This window comes from Paraburkholderia sp. (assembly GCF_036488795.1).
In the GTDB taxonomy this organism is placed as follows: domain Bacteria; phylum Pseudomonadota; class Gammaproteobacteria; order Burkholderiales; family Burkholderiaceae; genus Paraburkholderia.
Map to the genome: position 1 here is coordinate 37033 of NZ_DASXHA010000095.1, position 17794 is coordinate 54826.

Annotated in this window: 17 protein-coding genes and 1 tRNA gene; 9 read left to right on the forward strand and 9 right to left on the reverse strand. The window is 64.4% G+C overall.

Features of this window, described 5'->3' with window-relative positions; genetic code table 11:
- Positions 1-57: 57 nt before the first annotated feature.
- From VGH41_RS12735 to VGH41_RS12765, 7 genes are all read right to left on the reverse strand, one after another.
- Positions 58-936: a triphosphoribosyl-dephospho-CoA synthase gene (locus VGH41_RS12735; RefSeq protein ID WP_331597805.1), complete on the reverse strand. Its 879-nt coding sequence runs from the start codon at positions 934-936 to the stop codon at positions 58-60.
- The gene (locus tag VGH41_RS12740; RefSeq protein WP_331597806.1) at positions 929-1984 is read right to left on the reverse strand and encodes a RimK family alpha-L-glutamate ligase; all 1056 of its coding nucleotides are present in this window, start codon (positions 1982-1984) and stop codon (positions 929-931) included. The genes VGH41_RS12735 and VGH41_RS12740 overlap by 8 nt, the downstream gene beginning before the upstream one ends.
- Positions 1981-3009 carry a methenyltetrahydromethanopterin cyclohydrolase gene (gene mch / locus VGH41_RS12745; protein ID WP_331597808.1) on the reverse strand — a complete coding sequence of 343 codons (1029 nt, stop codon included), beginning with the start codon at positions 3007-3009 and terminating at the stop codon, positions 1981-1983. The genes VGH41_RS12740 and mch overlap by 4 nt, the downstream gene beginning before the upstream one ends.
- Complete coding sequence (locus tag VGH41_RS12750) at positions 2984-4210, reverse strand: ATP-grasp domain-containing protein (protein WP_331597809.1); 1227 nt, start codon at positions 4208-4210, stop codon at positions 2984-2986. The genes mch and VGH41_RS12750 overlap by 26 nt, the downstream gene beginning before the upstream one ends.
- A 28-nt stretch (positions 4211-4238) precedes the next feature.
- Entirely contained in the window at positions 4239-5177 is a 939-nt protein-coding gene (locus VGH41_RS12755) for an NAD(P)-dependent methylenetetrahydromethanopterin dehydrogenase (RefSeq protein ID WP_331597811.1), read from the reverse strand.
- A 122-nt stretch (positions 5178-5299) separates the two neighbouring features.
- Positions 5300-6325, reverse strand: coding sequence for a beta-ribofuranosylaminobenzene 5'-phosphate synthase family protein (locus VGH41_RS12760; RefSeq protein ID WP_331597812.1), 1026 nt, complete (start codon positions 6323-6325; stop codon positions 5300-5302).
- 302 nt (positions 6326-6627) lie between these two features.
- Positions 6628-7026 carry a 4a-hydroxytetrahydrobiopterin dehydratase gene (locus VGH41_RS12765; RefSeq protein WP_331597813.1) on the reverse strand — a complete coding sequence of 133 codons (399 nt, stop codon included), beginning with the start codon at positions 7024-7026 and terminating at the stop codon, positions 6628-6630.
- A gap of 457 nt (positions 7027-7483) precedes the next feature.
- On the opposite strand from VGH41_RS12765, the gene VGH41_RS12770 reads away from it, so the two are divergent.
- From VGH41_RS12770 to VGH41_RS12805, 8 genes are all read left to right on the forward strand, one after another.
- Positions 7484-9292, forward strand: a complete 1809-nt coding sequence (locus VGH41_RS12770) for a methanol/ethanol family PQQ-dependent dehydrogenase (protein WP_331597842.1) — start codon at positions 7484-7486, stop codon at positions 9290-9292.
- 157 nt (positions 9293-9449) lie between these two features.
- The gene (locus tag VGH41_RS12775; protein WP_331597814.1) at positions 9450-9872 is read left to right on the forward strand and encodes a c-type cytochrome; all 423 of its coding nucleotides are present in this window, start codon (positions 9450-9452) and stop codon (positions 9870-9872) included.
- Positions 9873-9928: 56 nt separating this feature from the next.
- Positions 9929-10840 (forward strand): substrate-binding domain-containing protein, encoded by a 912-nt coding sequence (locus VGH41_RS12780; RefSeq protein WP_331597816.1) that lies wholly within the window; start codon positions 9929-9931, stop codon positions 10838-10840.
- Positions 10837-11595 carry a hypothetical protein gene (locus tag VGH41_RS12785; RefSeq protein WP_331597818.1) on the forward strand — a complete coding sequence of 253 codons (759 nt, stop codon included), beginning with the start codon at positions 10837-10839 and terminating at the stop codon, positions 11593-11595. Before VGH41_RS12780 ends, VGH41_RS12785 begins: the two co-directional genes overlap by 4 nt.
- A 31-nt stretch (positions 11596-11626) precedes the next feature.
- Positions 11627-12598 carry a LysR family transcriptional regulator gene (locus VGH41_RS12790; RefSeq protein WP_331597819.1) on the forward strand — a complete coding sequence of 324 codons (972 nt, stop codon included), beginning with the start codon at positions 11627-11629 and terminating at the stop codon, positions 12596-12598.
- A gap of 9 nt (positions 12599-12607) precedes the next feature.
- The gene (locus VGH41_RS12795; RefSeq protein ID WP_331597820.1) at positions 12608-13150 is read left to right on the forward strand and encodes a DUF3280 domain-containing protein; all 543 of its coding nucleotides are present in this window, start codon (positions 12608-12610) and stop codon (positions 13148-13150) included.
- Between the two features lie 301 nt (positions 13151-13451).
- Positions 13452-13528: transfer RNA gene (locus VGH41_RS12800), tRNA-Asp, on the forward strand.
- 86 nt (positions 13529-13614) lie between these two features.
- Positions 13615-15546, forward strand: a complete 1932-nt coding sequence (locus tag VGH41_RS12805) for a SurA N-terminal domain-containing protein (RefSeq protein ID WP_331597821.1) — start codon at positions 13615-13617, stop codon at positions 15544-15546.
- Positions 15547-15670: 124 nt separating this feature from the next.
- Here VGH41_RS12805 and VGH41_RS12810 read toward each other — a convergent pair whose 3' ends face one another.
- Both VGH41_RS12810 and VGH41_RS12815 read right to left on the reverse strand, forming a co-directional pair.
- Entirely contained in the window at positions 15671-16006 is a 336-nt protein-coding gene (locus VGH41_RS12810; protein WP_331597822.1) for a hypothetical protein, read from the reverse strand.
- A gap of 119 nt (positions 16007-16125) precedes the next feature.
- Positions 16126-16821, reverse strand: coding sequence for an arylesterase (locus VGH41_RS12815; protein WP_331597823.1), 696 nt, complete (start codon positions 16819-16821; stop codon positions 16126-16128).
- Here VGH41_RS12815 and VGH41_RS12820 point away from each other — a divergent pair.
- Positions 16820-17506, forward strand: a complete 687-nt coding sequence (locus VGH41_RS12820; RefSeq protein WP_331597824.1) for an ABC transporter ATP-binding protein — start codon at positions 16820-16822, stop codon at positions 17504-17506. The genes VGH41_RS12815 and VGH41_RS12820 overlap by 2 nt on opposite strands.
- Positions 17507-17794: the final 288 nt, after the last annotated feature.

Sequence of the window (17794 nt, forward strand, 5' to 3'; positions counted from 1 at the left end):
AACTAACATGTTCCGTGCCAGTGGCGAGTGGGTGCCTTCCCTGCGGCGCAGCGCGGCTCAAGTACGGGCGTCGAGACAGCCGGCGACGAACAGCGTCGCCACCGTCAGGTCCGCACTGGTGCCGGGGTTGATTGCGCGGGCCTTCAGGTCGGCATCCCATGCATCGAGCGCTATGCGGGTCTCGTCGAGCTGCGCCACGCGCGATTGCGCGTGATGGTCGCGTGCCGCAAGCGTGACACTCTGCGCCAGCGCCATGCCTTGCTTGCGCACAATGTGTGAGTCGGGCCAGTTGCCGAGAAAAGTCAGAAACACGTTGAGCGTGGCGGCTTCTGGCTGATCCGGCGCGGCTTCGCGAAACGCGCCGAGCCCCGTTTCGAAGATGTCGCGAAAGCCGTTGACGTACTGGCGCGCGATGCTGTCGCGCTCCGCGGCGAGCCGCATCGCCTCGCGCAAGCCGGTGGTGGGCGGCGCGTGCACCGATTGTTCGGGCGCATCGCCAAGACCGCCGGGATTCGCCAGCGCAATGGCGCGGTAGGCGAGCCGCGCATCGTCGACATCGAGCCGGGCCAGCACACGCTCGGTTGCGTCGCGCCAGCGTTCGATGGAGAGCGAGCCGGCGGTTTCCTCCAGCGCCCTTGCGAGCGGCGCCACCAGCAGCACGATGCCGAGATTCGTATTGCAGCCGACCGCCTCACGCGTGCGGGTCACCGCGTCGAGGATCCGCTGGCCGACCGGTGCGCCGTGCGCGAACAGGGCGTCGACGGCGACCGCGGCGCTTGTCAGGAACTGGGACGCGCTCATTCCATGTCCGGCGCTTTGCTGGCTGACGTTGCCTGGCTTGCGGGTTGTCACATCGAGCCGGCACGCGCCGAGGAAGGCGGCGTGGGCGGTGTGCTCAAGCTCGAGCGCGAGCGGCGAGCGGATCGTTTCAGACATGGCGTTCCGGCAACGCGACAACGGCGGCTTCGCTGGGCTCGCCTGGCGCGCCGTCGGCTTGCGCCACGGCGAGCCGGTGCGCGGCCAGCTTGCGGTACAGCAGATCGTCGACCAGCGCCGCGGCGAGATCGACCGAGCTAACCGACTGCAGGCCGCGCCATGCCGCCACGCCGTTGACTTCGAGCACGAGCGGACGCATGGCGTCGTGCGGATCGGCGATCAGATCGACGCCCGCGTAGTCGAGCCCCAGCGCCTGGGTGGCGCGCACCGCGCTTTGCGCGAGCGGCAGATCGAGCTCGGCTGCCTCACAGACGGCGCCTTGCGCGAAGTTGTGGATCCAGCCCTTGCCGCCGACGCGCCGCATCGCCGCCACGGCACGCCCGCCGATCACCAGCACGCGCCAGTCGAAACCCGGCCGTCCAGCGTCGACGTAGCGCTGCAGATACGCCACCTGCCGGTACGGCACGAGCGAAGGCAAGGGCGCGAGAACGCCGCTTTGCGCGCCTTTGCTGCGGCGCGCGCCGAGCCGTTTCAAGCCATGGCCTTGCGAGCCGAACAACGGCTTGAGGACGACCTGCCGCCCGGCGGCCGCTTCGCGCATCAGCACCCGCTGGGCGAACGCGGCGGATTCGCCGGCCCAGGTCGCCGGCGTGGCTACGCCGTTGCGGTGCAGCAGAAAACTCGTCATCGATTTATCGACGCTGCGCTCGATGGCCCGGGCGTCGTTGTACACGGGCACACCCGATTCACGCAGCGCATGCAGGATGCCGAGCCGCAAGGTCACCTGCTCGAAGGTGCCGCCGGCAATGCCGCGCACGAACACCGCATCCGGCAGGGTGTGGCCGAAACCCGGCAGCGCGAGGCCGTACGGTTCCCAGGTCGTGTCGATCCGGCAATCGGCCAGATCGATGCAGCGCGCTTCCGCGCCGCGCGCGCGGAAGGCTTTTTTCAGGCGCCCGGTGTGCCAGCCGGTCTCGTCGCACATGATGGCAATGCGCAGCGTCGCGGGGGTATGGCGTGGGCTTTCGGCGGCGAGCGGCAGCGTCATGACTGGCCGCTCCATTGAGCTTGCAGCAACGCGGCGTCGAGCGCACCGCCGCGATAGGTTGCGCCGCTTTCGAGGCTGCTCACCCACACTTGCGCGGGCGCGAACAGCGCTGGATCGATCTGGTAGAAGTCGTAATTGAACGACGTGAAGATGTCCGCAAACGGGCGCCCATAGTCGCGCGAATTCGACGCGGGCAGTTCCGCGGCGAGCTGCTTCGCGACTGCGTCGTGCCGCACCGTGAGGTGGACGCGGCCGCCGTAAAGAATCGCGTCGTTGGTGCGGCCCATGGCCTGAATGCCGTCGGGCGCGGGCGGCGGCAAAGGCGCCGAGCCGGAGCCTTCGACCACTTCGCCCAGGTCCACGCCGAGCACGTGGGTTTTGTGCAATGCAACTTCGACGACCCGCGCGACCACCTGTACCGTACCTGCGACAGAGTGTGTCGGCGTAATCACCAGGGTCAGCCGGTCGGGCGCGAGGCCACAGTCGTGCAGCACCTTGTCGATCACCACTTGCGGCGGCAGACGGTCTACTTCGAGCACCAGCACCCCACGGTCGTGCGCGTCGCGATAACCCAGTTCGGCGAAGAGCGGTTCCTTGACGGACAGTGCGCGCGCGGGGCCCGAACCCAGCGAGAAAAATTTTTTGCCGCCGGTTTGCTCCTTGGTGGCGGACAGGCTCCAGCCGGCGTACTGGCTGCCCAGACACGCAAGTACCGGCGCGGAAGTCCGCACCTCGATCATGCTGGGCCACAACGGTGCCGCTTCGAGGCTGGGCCGCATGGCGACCCGGCCCAGCCCGCCCATGCAGATGCGCGCGATCAGCACCCCCGCGTCGATGCTGCCGGCGGCCGCTACGCCGGCGTCCACCAGCACGGTGCCGCCCTGGGTATGGGTGATGGCGACGCCGAGCCGCGCGGCAGCGTCGACCAGCCGCTCGACGAGCGGCGCACTGAGCGCGTTGACGCTCAGTGCGGCGGCACCGGCGAGCGGCGGTGAGGCATCAGGAGTGGCATTGGATGAAGGCATAGTCGGGCTCGTGACAGGTTTCGATGCGTTGCAGGACGCGCGCCTCCTGACGCTGCAGCGCGCGCCGTACGGCGTCCATGGAGGTGGCGCGCGCGAGCAGCGTGCAGACCGGCTGGCCGGCTTCGATCCAGGTGCCAGGCATCGGCACGTCGCGGCAGTGGGGGTCTTGCAGACAGGCGTCGCTGAAGGCCTGCGAGACGCCGAACGGGCGCGGCGCGAACAGCACCTGCTGGCCGGCGCGCCATGCGTGATCCGCAGGTGCTCCGTGCGGCGGCGGATGCGCCGGCAGCGGCAGGCGGCCGTGGCGGCATGCTTCGAGATGGCAGGCCAGCAGTCCGCGCGGCCACGCTTGCGGCGCGGCGGTTTCGTAGAGTGTCAGCGTCGACGACGGGCGGGCGTTGATTTCGAGGATCTGAAACGCGTCGCCGTCGAGCAGGAAATCGCAGCTGTTGATGCCGACGAGGCCGGTTCGCGCGCACAGTGCTTCGATGGCGTCCTGTACGCACGCGCTGACGTGCGGCGGCAAATCGATCGGGCCGAGCGAGCCGGTATGCACGAACGGCAGATGGCCCATCCTTTGTGCGGTCTGCTCAGCGAAGCCGAACACGTGAGCGCTGCCGCGCGCCGCGACGAACAGCGCCGACAGCGAGCGGCCTGGGCTCACGCGCTGGAAATAGCCTGCGCCGGGCGTGTGCAGGTCGCTGAACCCGGTGGCCGATTCGATATGCGTGCCGCCGCAACCGTCGGCGCGCTTGAGGAGCCACTCGTGCGGCGCGGCCGGATGCGCGAGGGCGACCTCCGGATGCGGTATGCGCAACTCATCGAGCAAGGGGAAAAAGCGCAGCGGATCGCGCACCGCTGCCGTCGCTTCCGCGCGGTTGCCAATCAGACCCGGCAGCCCGCGCGTGTGGCACAGCGGTGCGATGAGCGGCTCCAAGCCGCTGCTGCTGATCCAGCCGAGCAGCCGGGGCAGCCGCGCGATTCTCTCGAGTGCCTGAACGAGCCGCGCGCTGTCGATGCACAACCCGTCGCCGCCGATGTCGAACCATAGTTCCGCCGCGGCGCGCGTATCGCGGTCGCCGAAGACGTCGAGCGCGACGACCCGCAGGCCGGCACGCACGGCCGATTGCGCAAGCATGCGCGCCGACAGCCCGGCGACGGCGACCAACGGCGCATGCGCAAGCGAGGAACGCGAACTCATGATGGCGCGCGCACCGTCCGGCATCCGCTCAACCGAGGCCCGCGGCGACGGCGCGGGCCTCGTCGAACGCCTGCGGAAAACCGAGGTAAACCGGTTTGCCGGCGGTACGCATCTGCATGAACAGCCGGTGCTCGACCTGATATTTGACGTTGCCGATCGCGAGCGCGCCAATGCCGATGGCGCCCGCATCCGGCACGCCGTCGATCGGCTTGCCGTCGTTCATCACGTTCACGCCGGCAATCCCTTCAGGCGGCACGGCGTTCACGTCGGCGGCGATCAGTAAGCGTTTTGCATAGGCGAGGTCGGCGGCGCTCACCACTTGCACGCCTGCCACGGCGGTGGCGAGGACGATTTCCGCGTCGGCGAGCGCCTGTCTGAGTTCCGCGGAGCTCGCCGTGCTGACCCCCTTGGTCAGGATGCCGAAACGGTGGTTGATTTCATCGCTCACGCGCACTGCGCGCGCGAGCTCGGAGTGGCTGGCAATCGAGACGTCGGCGCCGAGCGAGGTGGCCATTGCCGCGGCCACCCGTCCCACTGCACCGGTGCCGCCCAGAATCAGCACGCGCTTGCCGCCCAGTTCCATGCCGTGCTGTTTGGCCAGATGCCGCTCGACCAGCGCGACAAGCGCGGCCGCGGTAGTGTATGAGCCGCTTGGATCGGCGAACACCGACACTTCGAAGGGCGGCACCATCGCTTTGCGGGCGGTGTCGAGCATGTCGGCGGCGAGCATCACGTCGCGTCCGCCAATGAAAATACCGGTGCGCGACACGCCTTTCGGACCACGCGAAAAGATCGCGTCCTGGGTCAGGTTCGCCACCATGCCGGCGTCGACGCCGCAATACGGCACGATCACCTGGTAGCCGGCGTCGGCGGCCATGTTGACGTCGAACGGACTCATCTGCGGGGTGGCCGTAAACATGTGCAGGATATACGGCCGTTCAGCGGGCTTTTCAGTGGTTTCGGACATGGCAGCAGGCTCGTTTCAGTGGCAATCGCATGGACCGCGCAAGGGAAGGGCTCGTGTGTCTGTGCGGTGAGAGTCGGTGAGAGAGGCGCGTCGCCGCGCGGGCGCCCGGATCTGGCAGTGCATCATGCGGCGTCGCTGTGCGGCTCGCGCGCTTGCGTCGAGCGGATCGTCGCGCCGCGATTGCGTCCCGTGACGATCGCGCAGTCGATCTGCGGCATGCCGCGAGTGGCCTCGCGCGCAGTGGCCAGCGCGCTTTCGGCTTCGCGCGCATTGGCGACGATCGCAAAACCGGTCGGCCCCCACGAGGTCTGACCGATGCCCGCGGTGCACTGTGCGGCCACCGCGCGCAGCGCGCGCTCGACCTCGGGACTCGCGAACACGCCGCCTTGCACCGGCGCAAAGTATTCGCCGATGGTTTGCTGCATTTCGGTCACGCCGTGGGCGAAGGGCACGATATTGCGCTCGGCCGCGCCCGGCAGGATCTTCATCAGTACGAGATGACACAGATGGGCGGCGAGCTTCTGCGGGAAAGGCTCGAGCGCGGCCAGTCCGCGGCGCTCTTCGGCGCCGTGCAAGCCTTCGCGCGAGTTGTCGCTGACCAGCAGCACCCGCCAGCTTTCCGGAAACGGCTGGCGTGCCAGCAGGGGCGGCACGCTCGAATGCAGCGCGCCTGCGGAGCCGCCATCCACCAGCAGGCCGCCCGCATCGAAGCCGAGGATGCCGATGCCGGAGCGCGCGCCACGCCCGAGCAGGCTCGCGAGTTCGGCGCTGCTGGCGTGATGGCCGAGCAGGCGCACGAAGGCCGTGCCCACGGCGAGCGCCAGTTGCGTGCCGGAACCGAGGCCGCTGTGGGCACGCGGCGTGTGATTTACGCGGATGGCGAGCGGCGCCGCGCCGAACGCCGCTTGCAGGCGTGCGAGACAGAGGGCGATGCGTTCGTGTTCCGCCTCGCTCGCCGCGCCGTCGATCTGTTCGCGTTCAGCGAGCCGCGCTTCGATGCTGGTAGCCGGTCCGTCGATGACCACCCCGAGGCTACCGAACGCGCGTCCGAGCGAGGCATTCGGGTCAAGAAAACCCAGATGCAGGCGGGCGGGCGCATCGACGTTCACGGTGGACTGAGGCGGGAGGCGGCGAAAGGGAAGCTGCATCGCAAGGTCCTTTTGAGTGGGCGGGGCTCGTCGGTCAACGCATCAAGGCAGCGTGTGCCGCCATGCGACGGCTCGCCGGGCGAGTTCAAGCAGAAGCCATACCAGGCGGCTGCAACGCTTGCGCGGGGTACGCCGGCATGAGACATCGTCGTTGCAGATGCAGCGGTCCTGACGCGTTGCGCGTGGCGCTCCGCGCGCTGCCCGCGCGGCACGCCCGACGCTTTGCGCCACCAGAGGTGCACTGTGTCACCTGTGCGCGAGATGCGGCGCAGGCTAAGCGCATCTGCGCGAGGCAGCCGCTTTCAATTGCCCTGCGCGGCCTTCGGGGCGTCGTATTTGATGTAGCGAAAACGCTGGTCGTCCGCCGGCGTGCCTTCGAGCGGGCCGCCCTCCAGCCGCGGCTGCCATTGAATGAACGATTCCATCTTTTCGGCTAGCGCAAAGTCTTTATCCGTGATGCCTTTGGCGCTATGCGTCTTGAGTTTTACGGTGACGAAAGCATAGGACACCGTCAGATCCGGGTGATGCCAGGCGGCCTCGGCGAGATGACCGACGGCGTTCACCACCATCAGCGTGCCTTTCCAGCCTTCGGTGCGATATTTGCGGCGCAGCCAGCCGTCCTCCATATACCAGTGCTGTAGCGGCCCGGTGAGGCGTTGCTGGATTTCCTCGTCGCTGTAGACGTGCTCTGCGTTTGCCATGACCGCTGCTCCTCGCGTGTTGGACCGACCCATCAGAGAAAGGAAAGTCGCAAGTCACGGGCCAGACGCGGCTTGCCGGGCAAGCCCCGCTCAGGCTGCGCAGTGCGTGAGACGAGCGCGCTGCGAATCGCGGAATTGACACAGTATGTCTCGCGTCCTCCGGCGCAACTCATCAGGGGTGTGACACCTGATGGCCTGAGCGCGCAGGCGGCGCACGCTCGCGCTGCGTGGTGCAGCGTGCGGAAACCCGGTCTTGCGATGGATGGCGAAAGGCGCGGCTCGTTTCCGGCATGGAATATGCGTTGGCCATTCGTGCGTCGCCAAGCCGACATTGATCGGGCAAAGACGCTGCTCGTTACCTGCATCCGTGGAGGCGCGCCCGATGCAACCAGGTAGCGTGGGTCATTCGTGAGTTGAACAGCAAGACAATTCTGGAGGAGACATGAACTTACGCACCATGGTTCTTGGGCTCGCGATCCTCGCGTCGGCGGCTTTTAGCTCTTTAGTTGCACAGGCCGATTCGCAGTTGGACGGGCTCATCAAAAATCCATCTGACTGGGCAGCTCAGGCCGGTGATTATTCCAATCACCGCTACAGCCCGCTCAAGCAGATCAACGAAAGCAACGTCGGCAAACTACAGGTCGCATGGACCATGTCCACCGGCGTGCTGCGTGGTCACGAAGGCTCGCCGCTCGTGATAGGCGACACGATGTACATTCACTCGCCGTTCCCTAACAAGGTCATTGCAATCAACCTGAAGGATCAGACGTTCATCTGGCAATACCTGCCTAAACAGGATGAGCAGGTGGTGTCCGTGATGTGCTGCGACACCGTCAACCGGGGGCTCGCTTACGGCGACGGCAAGATCTTCCTGCAACAGGCCGACACCAAACTCGTCGCGCTGGACGCGAAGACGGGCGACGTGGTCTGGACCGCGCAGAACGGCAATCCGAAAGCCGGTGAAACCAACACCAACGCGCCGCACGTATTCGGCGACAAGGTGCTGACCGGTATCTCGGGCGGTGAGTTCGGCGTGCGGGGTCGTCTGATCGCGTACGACATCAAGACCGGCAAGACGGCCTGGACGGCGTACAGCACAGGTCCTGACAAGGAAATGCTGATGGACCCCGACAAGACCATGACGTATGCCGACGGCAAGATGGTGCCGGTCGGTGCGGACTCGTCGCTCAAGTCGTGGAAGGGTGATCAGTGGAAGTTGGGTGGCGGCACCACATGGGGCTGGTATGCGTGGGATCCGAAACTCAATCTTGTCTACTACGGCACGGGCAATCCGGGCACGTGGAATCCGTCGCAACGCCCGGGTGACAACAAATGGTCAATGTCGATCATCGCCCGCGATCTGAATACCGGTGAAGCGAAGTGGGTCTACCAGATGACGCCGCACGACGAGTGGGACTACGACGGCGTCAATGAAATGATCCTGTCCGATCTCTCGATCGACGGCAAACAGGTGCCCGCGATCGTGCACTTCGACCGCAATGGTTTCGGCTACACGTTGAATCGCGCGACGGGGCAACTGCTGGTTGCACAAAAGTACGATCCGGCGGTGAACTGGGCTGACCATGTCGATCTGAAGAGCGGCCTGCCGATTCGCAATGCGGCCTATTCGACCCAGGCGGCGGGAGCCGATCACAACGTGAAGGGTATCTGCCCGGCGGCGCTCGGTTCCAAAGACCAGCAGCCGGCGGCCTTCGATCCGGCAAGTCATCTGTTCCTCGTGCCGACCAATCACGTGTGTATGGACTACGAACCGTTCGATGTCGACTACGTATCCGGTCAACCGTATGTGGGCGCCACGCTGTCGATGTATCCCGGCCCGAACGACAACAACTCGATGGGTAACTTCATTGCGTGGGATGCGTCGAAGGGCAAGATCGTCTGGTCCAAGCCGGAGCGTTTCTCGGTATGGTCCGGCGCGCTGGCTACCGCAGGCGGCATTGCGTTCTACGGCACCCTCGAAGGCTACCTGAAGGCGGTGCGCATCAGCGACGGTAAGGAGTTGTGGCGCTTCAAGACGCCGTCGGGGATTATCGGCAACGTCTTTACGTATGAGTATCAGGGCAAGCAGTACGTCGGCGTGTATTCGGGCATTGGCGGCTGGGCCGGCATCGGCATGGCGGCGGGTCTGGAAAAATCGACGGAAGGCCTGGGCGCGGTGGGCGGCTATCGTGAACTGGCGAAGTACACCGCGCTCGGCGGCACGCTGTTCGTGTTCGCCATTCCGGGCGGCGGCGGCAAGAGCTGAGGCCGGTCGGGTCAGACGTCCTCGCATCAGTGAAATTCGCATCCGGCGTGCCGTTGCTGCGCGAACGGCATCCGGAAGCGATCTCAGTCTTACGAAGCAAATTACCGCGCCTCGCGATCGCGATTGGGGCGCGGCTTATCCAGAAGGAGATATGTGCATGAAAGGCCGATCCATCTTGTTGCGCACGGTGCTGCCCGTCGCGCTCGCCGTATTGCCTGCTGCATACGCCCAGAACAATCCCGCCGTTGCTCAGGTCGCGTATAAGGTGGTCGACGGCAGCAAGGTCGATAGCAATACGCTGCAAGGGTGGAAGACCTGGCGTGCTCTCGCTTGTGAACGTTGCCACGGTGCGCAACAGCAGGGGCTGGTTGGACCGTCGCTCGTCGACGCGTTCAAGACGCTCGACAAGGATGAATTCCATCGGACGGTGTTCGGTGGACGCGTCGCCAAGGGCATGCCCGATTTCAGTTCGAGTCAGATGATGCAGAAGAATTGGGAGAACCTGTACGCCTATCTGAAAGGGCGCTCGGATGGTCAGATCAAGCCGGGCGATCTGCAGCCCATCGACGACGCCAAATAAGCGCGCCACGCGCGCGACATAGACGGCCTGCGCCGCACTTCTTTCGGAGGATTTCGATGCGTCATGGCAAACGACTGCCCGTGCACGCCACGCTGCTGGCCGCCGCGCTGTGCTGCGCGGCTCTGGCGAGCGCCGCAGTACACGCCGACGGCGATGCGCTGCCCAATAACGATGGCGCCGACGGCGTGCTCAGAGTGTGTGCCGATCCGAACAACATGCCCCTGTCCAACAACAAGGGCGAGGGCTACGAGAACCGCATCGCGAGCCAGATGGCAAGCGACTTCGGCTACAAGCTCGAATACACCTATTTTCCGCAGCGGATGGGCTTCGTGCGTCACACGCTGCGGGAAAAGGTACCGGATACCGAGCGCTACAGGTGCGATCTGATCATTGGCGTGCCCAAGGGTTATGACATGACCTCGACCACGCAGCCGTACTTGCGCTCCACGTACGCGATGGTGTTTACGAATCGTCCCGAACTGGCCGGCATCAAGACGCCGGACGATCTGCTGAACCTGCCGCCCGACCAGTTGAAAAAGCTGCGCTTCGGGATTTTCTCGCAGACCCCCGCAGTGGACTGGCTGCTCGCGCACAACCTGATCGATCAGGCGGTGTCGTATCAGGTACAAAGCGGCGACCCGGGCGAATATCCCGGGCAGATGATCGAGCACGATCTGCAGGCGGGTAACGTGGATGTGGTGTTTCTGTGGGGACCGATTGCCGGCTACTTCGCCAAGCGAGCCGGCGACTCGGTGAAGCTCGTGCCGTTCCCCGCTACGCCCGGCATCCGTTTCGACTACACGATTTCGATGGGCGTGCGTTACGGCGAGAAAGCGTGGAAAGACAAGGTCGATCAATGGATCGGCGCGAACCACGACAAGATCGACAGCATTCTCACGAGCTACGAAGTGCCGCTTCTGAAGCCGATCGATACGCCGTCAGGCAAGCCAGCGGACGCGTCGCCATGACGGGCACACCGCGGCGAATGCGCCGCACACTGTTGCATGGCGTGATCGCGGTATGCCTTGCCGGTGGTTTGCCGGGCGGGGCGCAGCTCGTCCGGGCCGCGGACGGCGACCCGATCACGCCGGCCGAAAAGCTCATCTTCACGACGGAGCACCTGCACGGCGTCGCGGCCCAAACGGAACTCGACTATGCGGTGCTCCGTTCAGACCAGCCATCGCGTAGCGCGGATCTCGTCAAGGTACTGGTGGTCAGTCCCGACAACGCCAAAGGAGATGCCCAGGTGTCGGATCATAGCGGCACAGTGCCGTTGCCGAACTCTGGGCTCGCGTGCAATCCGGTGATCATCTATTTTCTGGAACGCGACATCGCGGAGATGGAACGCCTCACCGGCGGCCAGCGCCGCTATTTCCAGCAGCGCCTGCGTCTGGCACTGGCCGCGGGGCCGCACATCGAAACGGTCTCGCGTCAGATTGGCGGCAAGACCGTGACCGCGCAACAGATCGTCGTTCAGCCGTACCTCGACGATCCGAACGCACAACGCTTCGCGCAATACACCGGCAAGCGCTATACGTTTCAGATTGCGGACACCATCCCCGGTCAGGTCGCGCTGATCCGTACCGAAGTGCCGGGACCGAACAACGATTTCACGCATCCGGTGGCAACGGAGACGCTCAGTTTTCAGGCCGAGCTGCACAAGCTGCCGTCACCGGCCAATGTGCCGGGGAAGTCGTCCAACGCGCCGCGGGCGAGCCGCTAGCGGTGCGCCTTGCGCAGCGACTCAGACCAACGTGAATTTCATCCGCTCGCTGACCTTGCGTCAGTTGCAGATTTTCGTGGTGGCAAGCCGCTATACGAGCTTCGCGCGCGCCGCCGAGGAACTGCATCTGACCCAGCCGGCCGTTTCGATGCAGATTCATCAGCTCGAAGAGGCGGTCGGCTTGCGCCTGTTCGAACGGGTGGCGCGCAAACTCATGCTGACCGAAGCCGGCGAAAAGCTGACGCATCACGCAAGCCGGATTCTTGGCGAGATCAAGGATGCCGAGGATGCGATGACTTCGCTCAAGCAGGCGGACAGCGGCTCGATTGCGGTGGGCATCGTCAGCTCGGCCACGTACTTCGCGCCGAAACTGCTGGCGATGTATTCGCATCTGTATCCGAAGGTCGACGTGCACTTTTCCGTTGGCAATCGCGACGCACTCTTGCGCATGCTGCAGGACAATGCCATCGATCTCGCCATCATGGGACGGCCGCCGCCGGAACTCGACACCACGACCGAGCCGCTCGCGTGGCATCCACAAGTCGTGATCGCGCCGCTTACGCATCCGTTGCGCGACGCACGCCGTTTCGATCTGCAGGAGTTGCGCGGCGACACCTTCCTGCTGCGCGAACCGGGCTCGGGCACGCGCATGGCTGCCGAAGAGATGTTTCGCCAGCACCTTTTCACGCCGGCGAAGGTGGTCACGCTCGGCAGCAACGAGACCATCAAGCAGGCCGTGATGGCGGGCATGGGGGTGAGCCTGATTTCGCTGCACACGCTGCTGCTGGAATTGCGCACCGGCGAAGTGGCGCTGCTCGATGTGAGCGGCACACCGATCGAGCGCACGTGGCAGATCGTACATCTGCGTTCGAAGCAGCTCTCGCCGACGTGTGTGGTGTTTCGCCACTTCCTGCTCGAACATGCGGCGCCGTATCTGGAGCGCGAGTACGCGGCGTTCACGACCTTGCCGGGGAAGGCCGTGGGACCGAAGAACGACCGGTGAGGGAGGCCAATGACGAATGTCCGGTGGCAACGGCTACGGCAGCGCGCGGCGCGCGCCTGCGGCGCGGCGGCGCTGTGCGTGGCGAGCGCCGCGGCGTATGCAGTCCCGCCGCAAACCTCGATTGCCGTGCCCGACTGCGGGCTGCTCGACGACAACGCGGCCTACAACGACGCGCAGATCAATCGTATCCAGCAGGCGCGCATCGGCATGGTGAGCGACGCAATGCGCAGCGGTCTGCGCGACAGCCAGCGCTACCGGGTCGCCGACAACGCGGCGGCCGCGAGCCTGCTCGATCAGCTCGGCGCGACCCAGGACCTGAGCGCGTGCAACGGCTGCGAGCGGCAGGTGGGGCGCAAGCTGGGCGTCGAACAGGTCGGTATCTGCTGGGTGCAGAAAGTCAGCAACCTGATTCTGAACATCAACCTGCGCGTCGAAGACGTCGCGAGCGGCAAAATCGTCTTTCAGCGTTCCGTCGACATTCGCGGCAACACCGACGCCTCGTGGCGCCGCGGCGCCGCGGCGCTGGTCGCGCTTCTGCTTGGCAGTTCGTGAGCGGCCTCTATATAAGTTAGTGGAGGAGTGCGACGCTGCGCGCCTGCCCATGCGCCAGCGCCGAAAATTGCAGAAAATTACCAAAGGCGGCGCAGACATGACGGCGCACGGCGAGGACAGGCGCACGTTGCGCTTCAGGGCCGACTTCAGCTAGAATTGCGGATCACTGCAATTTGCAGCGTATCAATTGAACCGAATCGAACCGCGTGGAAGCACTGGGAGCATGGCTCCATCAGGTTTTGGCGGTTGTCTTCAGGACAGTCCGGCACACGCCAGGTTGCAGATTCGGCGAGCAGTATCAGGAGTGGTAGTTCAGTCGGTTAGAATACCGGCCTGTCACGCCGGGGGTCGCGGGTTCGAGTCCCGTCCACTCCGCCAGTATCCTTGAAAGGCGAACTCCGGTTCGCCTTTTTTATTGCCCGCTGTTGTAATATCGGGCGTTCTGTTTTTGGCATCCTTAACGCATGCTCGATTTCTTCCGCAATCACAAACGCCTGATGATGTTCATGCTCATCCTGGTCATCGTACCGGGCCTGGGCTTCGTGGGTATTCAAGGCTTCCGCGGCTTCTTTGACGAAAGTGCCAACGTCGCCAGCGTCAACGGTCACAAGATCACGCGCGCCGAGTACGACGACGCGATGCGTCAACAGTTGAACCAGGCGCGTCAGATGCTCGGCAGCCAGTTCGACATGAAGGCGTTCGACACACCTGAGCGTCGCCAGCAGATGCTCGACGGACTGATCGAGCAACGCGTTCTCGCCGATGAAACGCAGCGCCTGCATCTGACGGCATCCGACGACGCCGTGCGCCGCACCTTGATGAGCGATCCGGTCATCTCGTCGCTGAAAAATCCTGACGGTTCAATCGACGTGAACCGCTACAAGGAACTGCTCGCGATGCAAGGCATGACGCCCGACCAATACGACGAGCGCGTGCGCTACACGCTTGCCATGCAGCAGTTGCCGGCCAGCATCGAGAGCGGCGCCTTCACGCCGAAGACGCTCGCGCAGAGTCTGACGGAGCTTGCCGAACAGCAGCGCGAAGTACAGGCGCTCAACTTCACTCCGAAAGACTACGCCGCGAAGGTCCAGCCTACCGATGCACAAGTGCAGGCGTACTACGACGCGCATCGTACGGAATTCGCCACACCGGCAACCGCTTCGATCCAGTACCTCGTGTTGTCGCCGGCGTCGCTCGCTGCGGCCATCCAGCCATCGGATGCGGACCTGAAGAAGTTCTACGACGACAACATCGCGCATTACCAGACAGAAGCACAGATGCGCGCGAGCCTGATCCTGATTTCCCTGGCGCCGAATGCCAGCGCGGCCGACAAGGCTGCTGCGAAGCAAAAGGCAGATGCGCTGCTCGCGCAAGTGAAGGCTCATCCGGACGACTTCGCGAAGATTGCCCAGCAGAATTCGCAGGATCCGGCCTCGGCGTCGAAGGGCGGCGATCTCGGCTACTTCGGCCACAAGATGATGGCGGGCGGTCAGGCGTTCGACGACGCCGCGTTCAAGCTGAAGAAGGACGAGATCAGCGATGTCGTCGCGACCGATGTGGGTTACCTGATCCTCAAGGCCACCGACGTGAAGCCGTCGGAAACGCAGCCGTTCGACACGGTGAAGGAAGCAATCGCCAAAGATCTGAAAGCGCAGCAGGCAGCCAAAGCATTCAGCGACGACTCCGACGGTTTTACGTCGACCGTCTACGAACAGGCGAAGAGCCTGCAGCCGGCCGCCGACAAGTACAAGCTGCCGATCCAGACGGCCACCGTCACGCAACAACCGAACGCCGCGTTGCCGCCGGATAGCCCGCTGAACAATCCGAAGTTCCTGACGGCCGTGTTCGCGAACGATGCCTTGCAGTCGCACAACAACACGCAGGCCATCGACGTCGGCAATAACACGCTGATCGCTGCGCACGTGACCGACTACAAGCCGGCGGCGGTACCTCCGCTCGACACCATCAAGGACGCGGTGCGTCAAAAGGTGATCGCTGTGCAGGCCGACGAGGCTGCGCACAAGGACGGCGCGGCGAAGCTGGCTGAACTGCAGAAGTCGAATGCGACCACCGGTTTCGCGCCGGCAGTGAAGGTCTCACGCAACGACACGCAAGGCGTGCCGCCTGCAGCGTTGAGCGCGATCTACAAGGTCGACGGGAAGAAGTTGCCGGCCTACGTGGGCGTGGATCTGGGCGACCAGGGGTATGCAATCTATCGCGTGAACGCGGTGGTGCCGTCGGCGGCGGTCAACCCGAACATGCTGGCAGCGGCTCAGCAACAGATCGCTCAGACCCAGGCGCAGTCCGAAATGGAAGCGTATGTCGCCGCGCTGCGCGCTCGCTCGAAGGTCAAGTTCTACGGCTCACTGGATAGTTCGCAGTCAGGCAGCGATTGATCGGCCAGCAGCGCCGCGCTCTGAACGACGCACCATCAGAATGAAAAAACCCCGCATTTGCGGGGTTTTTTCATTCGGCGAGCCGACTGGGTCGATTGCCGGATGGATAGTGCTAACTGGCGAGTTAGAGGCAGCCGGTGATCGAACCGCTGGCATCGCTACCCGCACCGCTGCCGGAGCGAAAGCCGACCCACGATCCCGAGCCGTTCGGGCGGACCACCGCGGCCGCGCCGCCAGGCGGCTGCTGGCCCGGAACATAGACGTCCATGGCCTGGTCGTTGGCCATCGTATCCTGCGAGACGACTTGCTGTTGCGAGCCGTCAGCCCACTTCTGGGCGATACACTGCGCGACTGCCTTCGGCGGTTGCTGACTTTGTCCAACGGACTGAACACCAGCCGGCGGTTGAGCGGCGCAGGCAGAAATTGCCACGGTAAAAGCGATTAACGGTAAGTATTTCACGTTATCTCCTCTCAAAAGCGCTCAAAAATCGAGCCGGATTTCGCGGTTAAGCGAAAGTGTCAGATCGACATTCCCTGAGCACGTTCCCCTTGTGTTGGCAACAAGATGTAAGAGGCTTGTCAATGGGAGGAACCGGTGTGCAGCAGGGGTTTGAGTGTCGGCCACACGTTGTTGAGTAGCACTGGCTGTGCCTGCTGGGTCGGATGGAGTTGATCGGCCTGGAACATGTCCGGTTTGTCGGCGATGCCCGCGAGCAGAAACGGCACGAGCGGTACCTGAAATTCCTTCGCCAGTTCGCCGTACAGCCCGTGGAACTTTTGCGTGTAGTCAGGGCCGTAATTAGGCGGAACGTACATGCCGACCAGCACGACTTTCGCGTGACCCTGCTGAGCCTGCTCGATGATCGTGCGCAAGTTGTCCTGGGTGGTGGCAAGCGGCACGCCACGCAACGCGTCGTTGGCGCCCAGTTCGACGATCACGATGCTGGGCTTTAAGCGCTGCATCAGTTCGGGCATGCGGGCGCGTCCGCCGCTGGTGGTGTCGCCGCTGATGCTTGCGTTCGCAACGCTATAATCGATGCGCTCACTCGCGAGGCGCTGACGCATCAAGGCAACCCAGCCGGTGTCGTGCGGCAGGCCATACTCGGCGGAGATGCTGTCGCCGAGCACCACGATGACCGGCTTGGGCGCTTCAGGGGAATTGGCGGCATGGGCCGCAAGCGGCAACGTTGTGGCGAGGACGACCGCGCCCAGCGTCGCCTTCAGCGCAGCGACGCCAGAGCTGACCAGGCGCACTTTCAAACTACGCTTCACCATGCAAAAGAAAACTGATCCAGTCATCGAAGTGCGGGGTTTGTCCAAGAGGGTTAAGGATGCGACGGGCGAGCTGACAATTCTCGATCAGATCGATCTTTCAATTGAAGGGGGCAGCAGCGTGGCGATTGTCGGCGCATCCGGGTCCGGCAAGTCTACTCTGCTGGGTCTGCTCGCAGGATTGGACAGCGCGAGCGCGGGGTCGGTTCGGCTGCTCGGGCGCGAACTCACCGAGCTGGGCGAAGACGAGCGCGCCGCGCTGCGCAACGGCTCGGTCGGCTTCGTGTTCCAGTCGTTTCAATTGATGCCGCATCTGACCGCGCTCGAGAACGTGACCTTGCCGCTCGAACTGCAAGGCGGCATCAGCTCGCGCGATGCCGCGCAACGGGCGCGCGGGCTGCTCGAACAGGTGGGTCTGGGGCAGCGCATGCGCCACTACCCGAAGCTGTTGTCGGGCGGCGAGCAGCAGCGCGTCGCACTGGCGCGCGCGTTCGTCACCCATCCGGCCATCCTGTTTGCGGATGAGCCCACCGGCAGTCTCGACGCCGCGACGGGTCACGCCGTGATCGATCTGATGTTCCGGATGAATCGCGCCAATGGCGCCACGCTGATCCTCGTTACCCACGACATCGAACTGGCGCGCCGTTGCGACACAACGGTGACGATCGAGGCGGGGCGGCTGGTCTGAGTATCGCGCGCAGTCATTCTCTATGCTGGCAACGCCGCTTCAATGCGGGTGGCAGAGAATAGCGGGCCGACTTGCGGTGGTGATAATGAAGATGGGTGAAAGCCGCACAAACCTCATGCGGCGACGCGCCGCGCGTTCCTTGCCCGTAACCAGGCAAATCGATGGCAGGGCGGCAAGAGCGAAAGCGCCAGGCGCCCGTGTCTGATTGAGTGAGACCGTCTGCCAGGCCCAGATCGCACGCCGGCGGCAATCGCGCCGCCGGCATACCGTCATGCAGGTCAGTCCAGG

Bases quoted from the DNA above. Each gene is read 5' to 3' on its own strand.
- VGH41_RS12735 (WP_331597805.1), bottom strand. From the start codon at position 936: ATGTCTGAAACGATCCGCTCGCCGCTCGCGCTCGAGCTTGAGCACACC.
- VGH41_RS12740 (WP_331597806.1), bottom strand. From the start codon at position 1,984: ATGACGCTGCCGCTCGCCGCCGAAAGCCCACGCCATACCCCCGCGACG.
- mch (WP_331597808.1), bottom strand. From the start codon at position 3,009: ATGCCTTCATCCAATGCCACTCCTGATGCCTCACCGCCGCTCGCCGGT.
- VGH41_RS12750 (WP_331597809.1), bottom strand. From the start codon at position 4,210: ATGAGTTCGCGTTCCTCGCTTGCGCATGCGCCGTTGGTCGCCGTCGCC.
- VGH41_RS12755 (WP_331597811.1), bottom strand. From the start codon at position 5,177: ATGTCCGAAACCACTGAAAAGCCCGCTGAACGGCCGTATATCCTGCAC.
- VGH41_RS12760 (WP_331597812.1), bottom strand. From the start codon at position 6,325: ATGCAGCTTCCCTTTCGCCGCCTCCCGCCTCAGTCCACCGTGAACGTC.
- VGH41_RS12765 (WP_331597813.1), bottom strand. From the start codon at position 7,026: ATGGCAAACGCAGAGCACGTCTACAGCGACGAGGAAATCCAGCAACGC.
- VGH41_RS12770 (WP_331597842.1), top strand. From the start codon at position 7,484: ATGGTTCTTGGGCTCGCGATCCTCGCGTCGGCGGCTTTTAGCTCTTTA.
- VGH41_RS12775 (WP_331597814.1), top strand. From the start codon at position 9,450: ATGAAAGGCCGATCCATCTTGTTGCGCACGGTGCTGCCCGTCGCGCTC.
- VGH41_RS12780 (WP_331597816.1), top strand. From the start codon at position 9,929: ATGCGTCATGGCAAACGACTGCCCGTGCACGCCACGCTGCTGGCCGCC.
- VGH41_RS12785 (WP_331597818.1), top strand. From the start codon at position 10,837: ATGACGGGCACACCGCGGCGAATGCGCCGCACACTGTTGCATGGCGTG.
- VGH41_RS12795 (WP_331597820.1), top strand. From the start codon at position 12,608: ATGACGAATGTCCGGTGGCAACGGCTACGGCAGCGCGCGGCGCGCGCC.
- VGH41_RS12805 (WP_331597821.1), top strand. From the start codon at position 13,615: ATGCTCGATTTCTTCCGCAATCACAAACGCCTGATGATGTTCATGCTC.
- VGH41_RS12820 (WP_331597824.1), top strand. From the start codon at position 16,820: ATGCAAAAGAAAACTGATCCAGTCATCGAAGTGCGGGGTTTGTCCAAG.
- VGH41_RS12815 (WP_331597823.1), bottom strand. From the start codon at position 16,821: ATGGTGAAGCGTAGTTTGAAAGTGCGCCTGGTCAGCTCTGGCGTCGCT.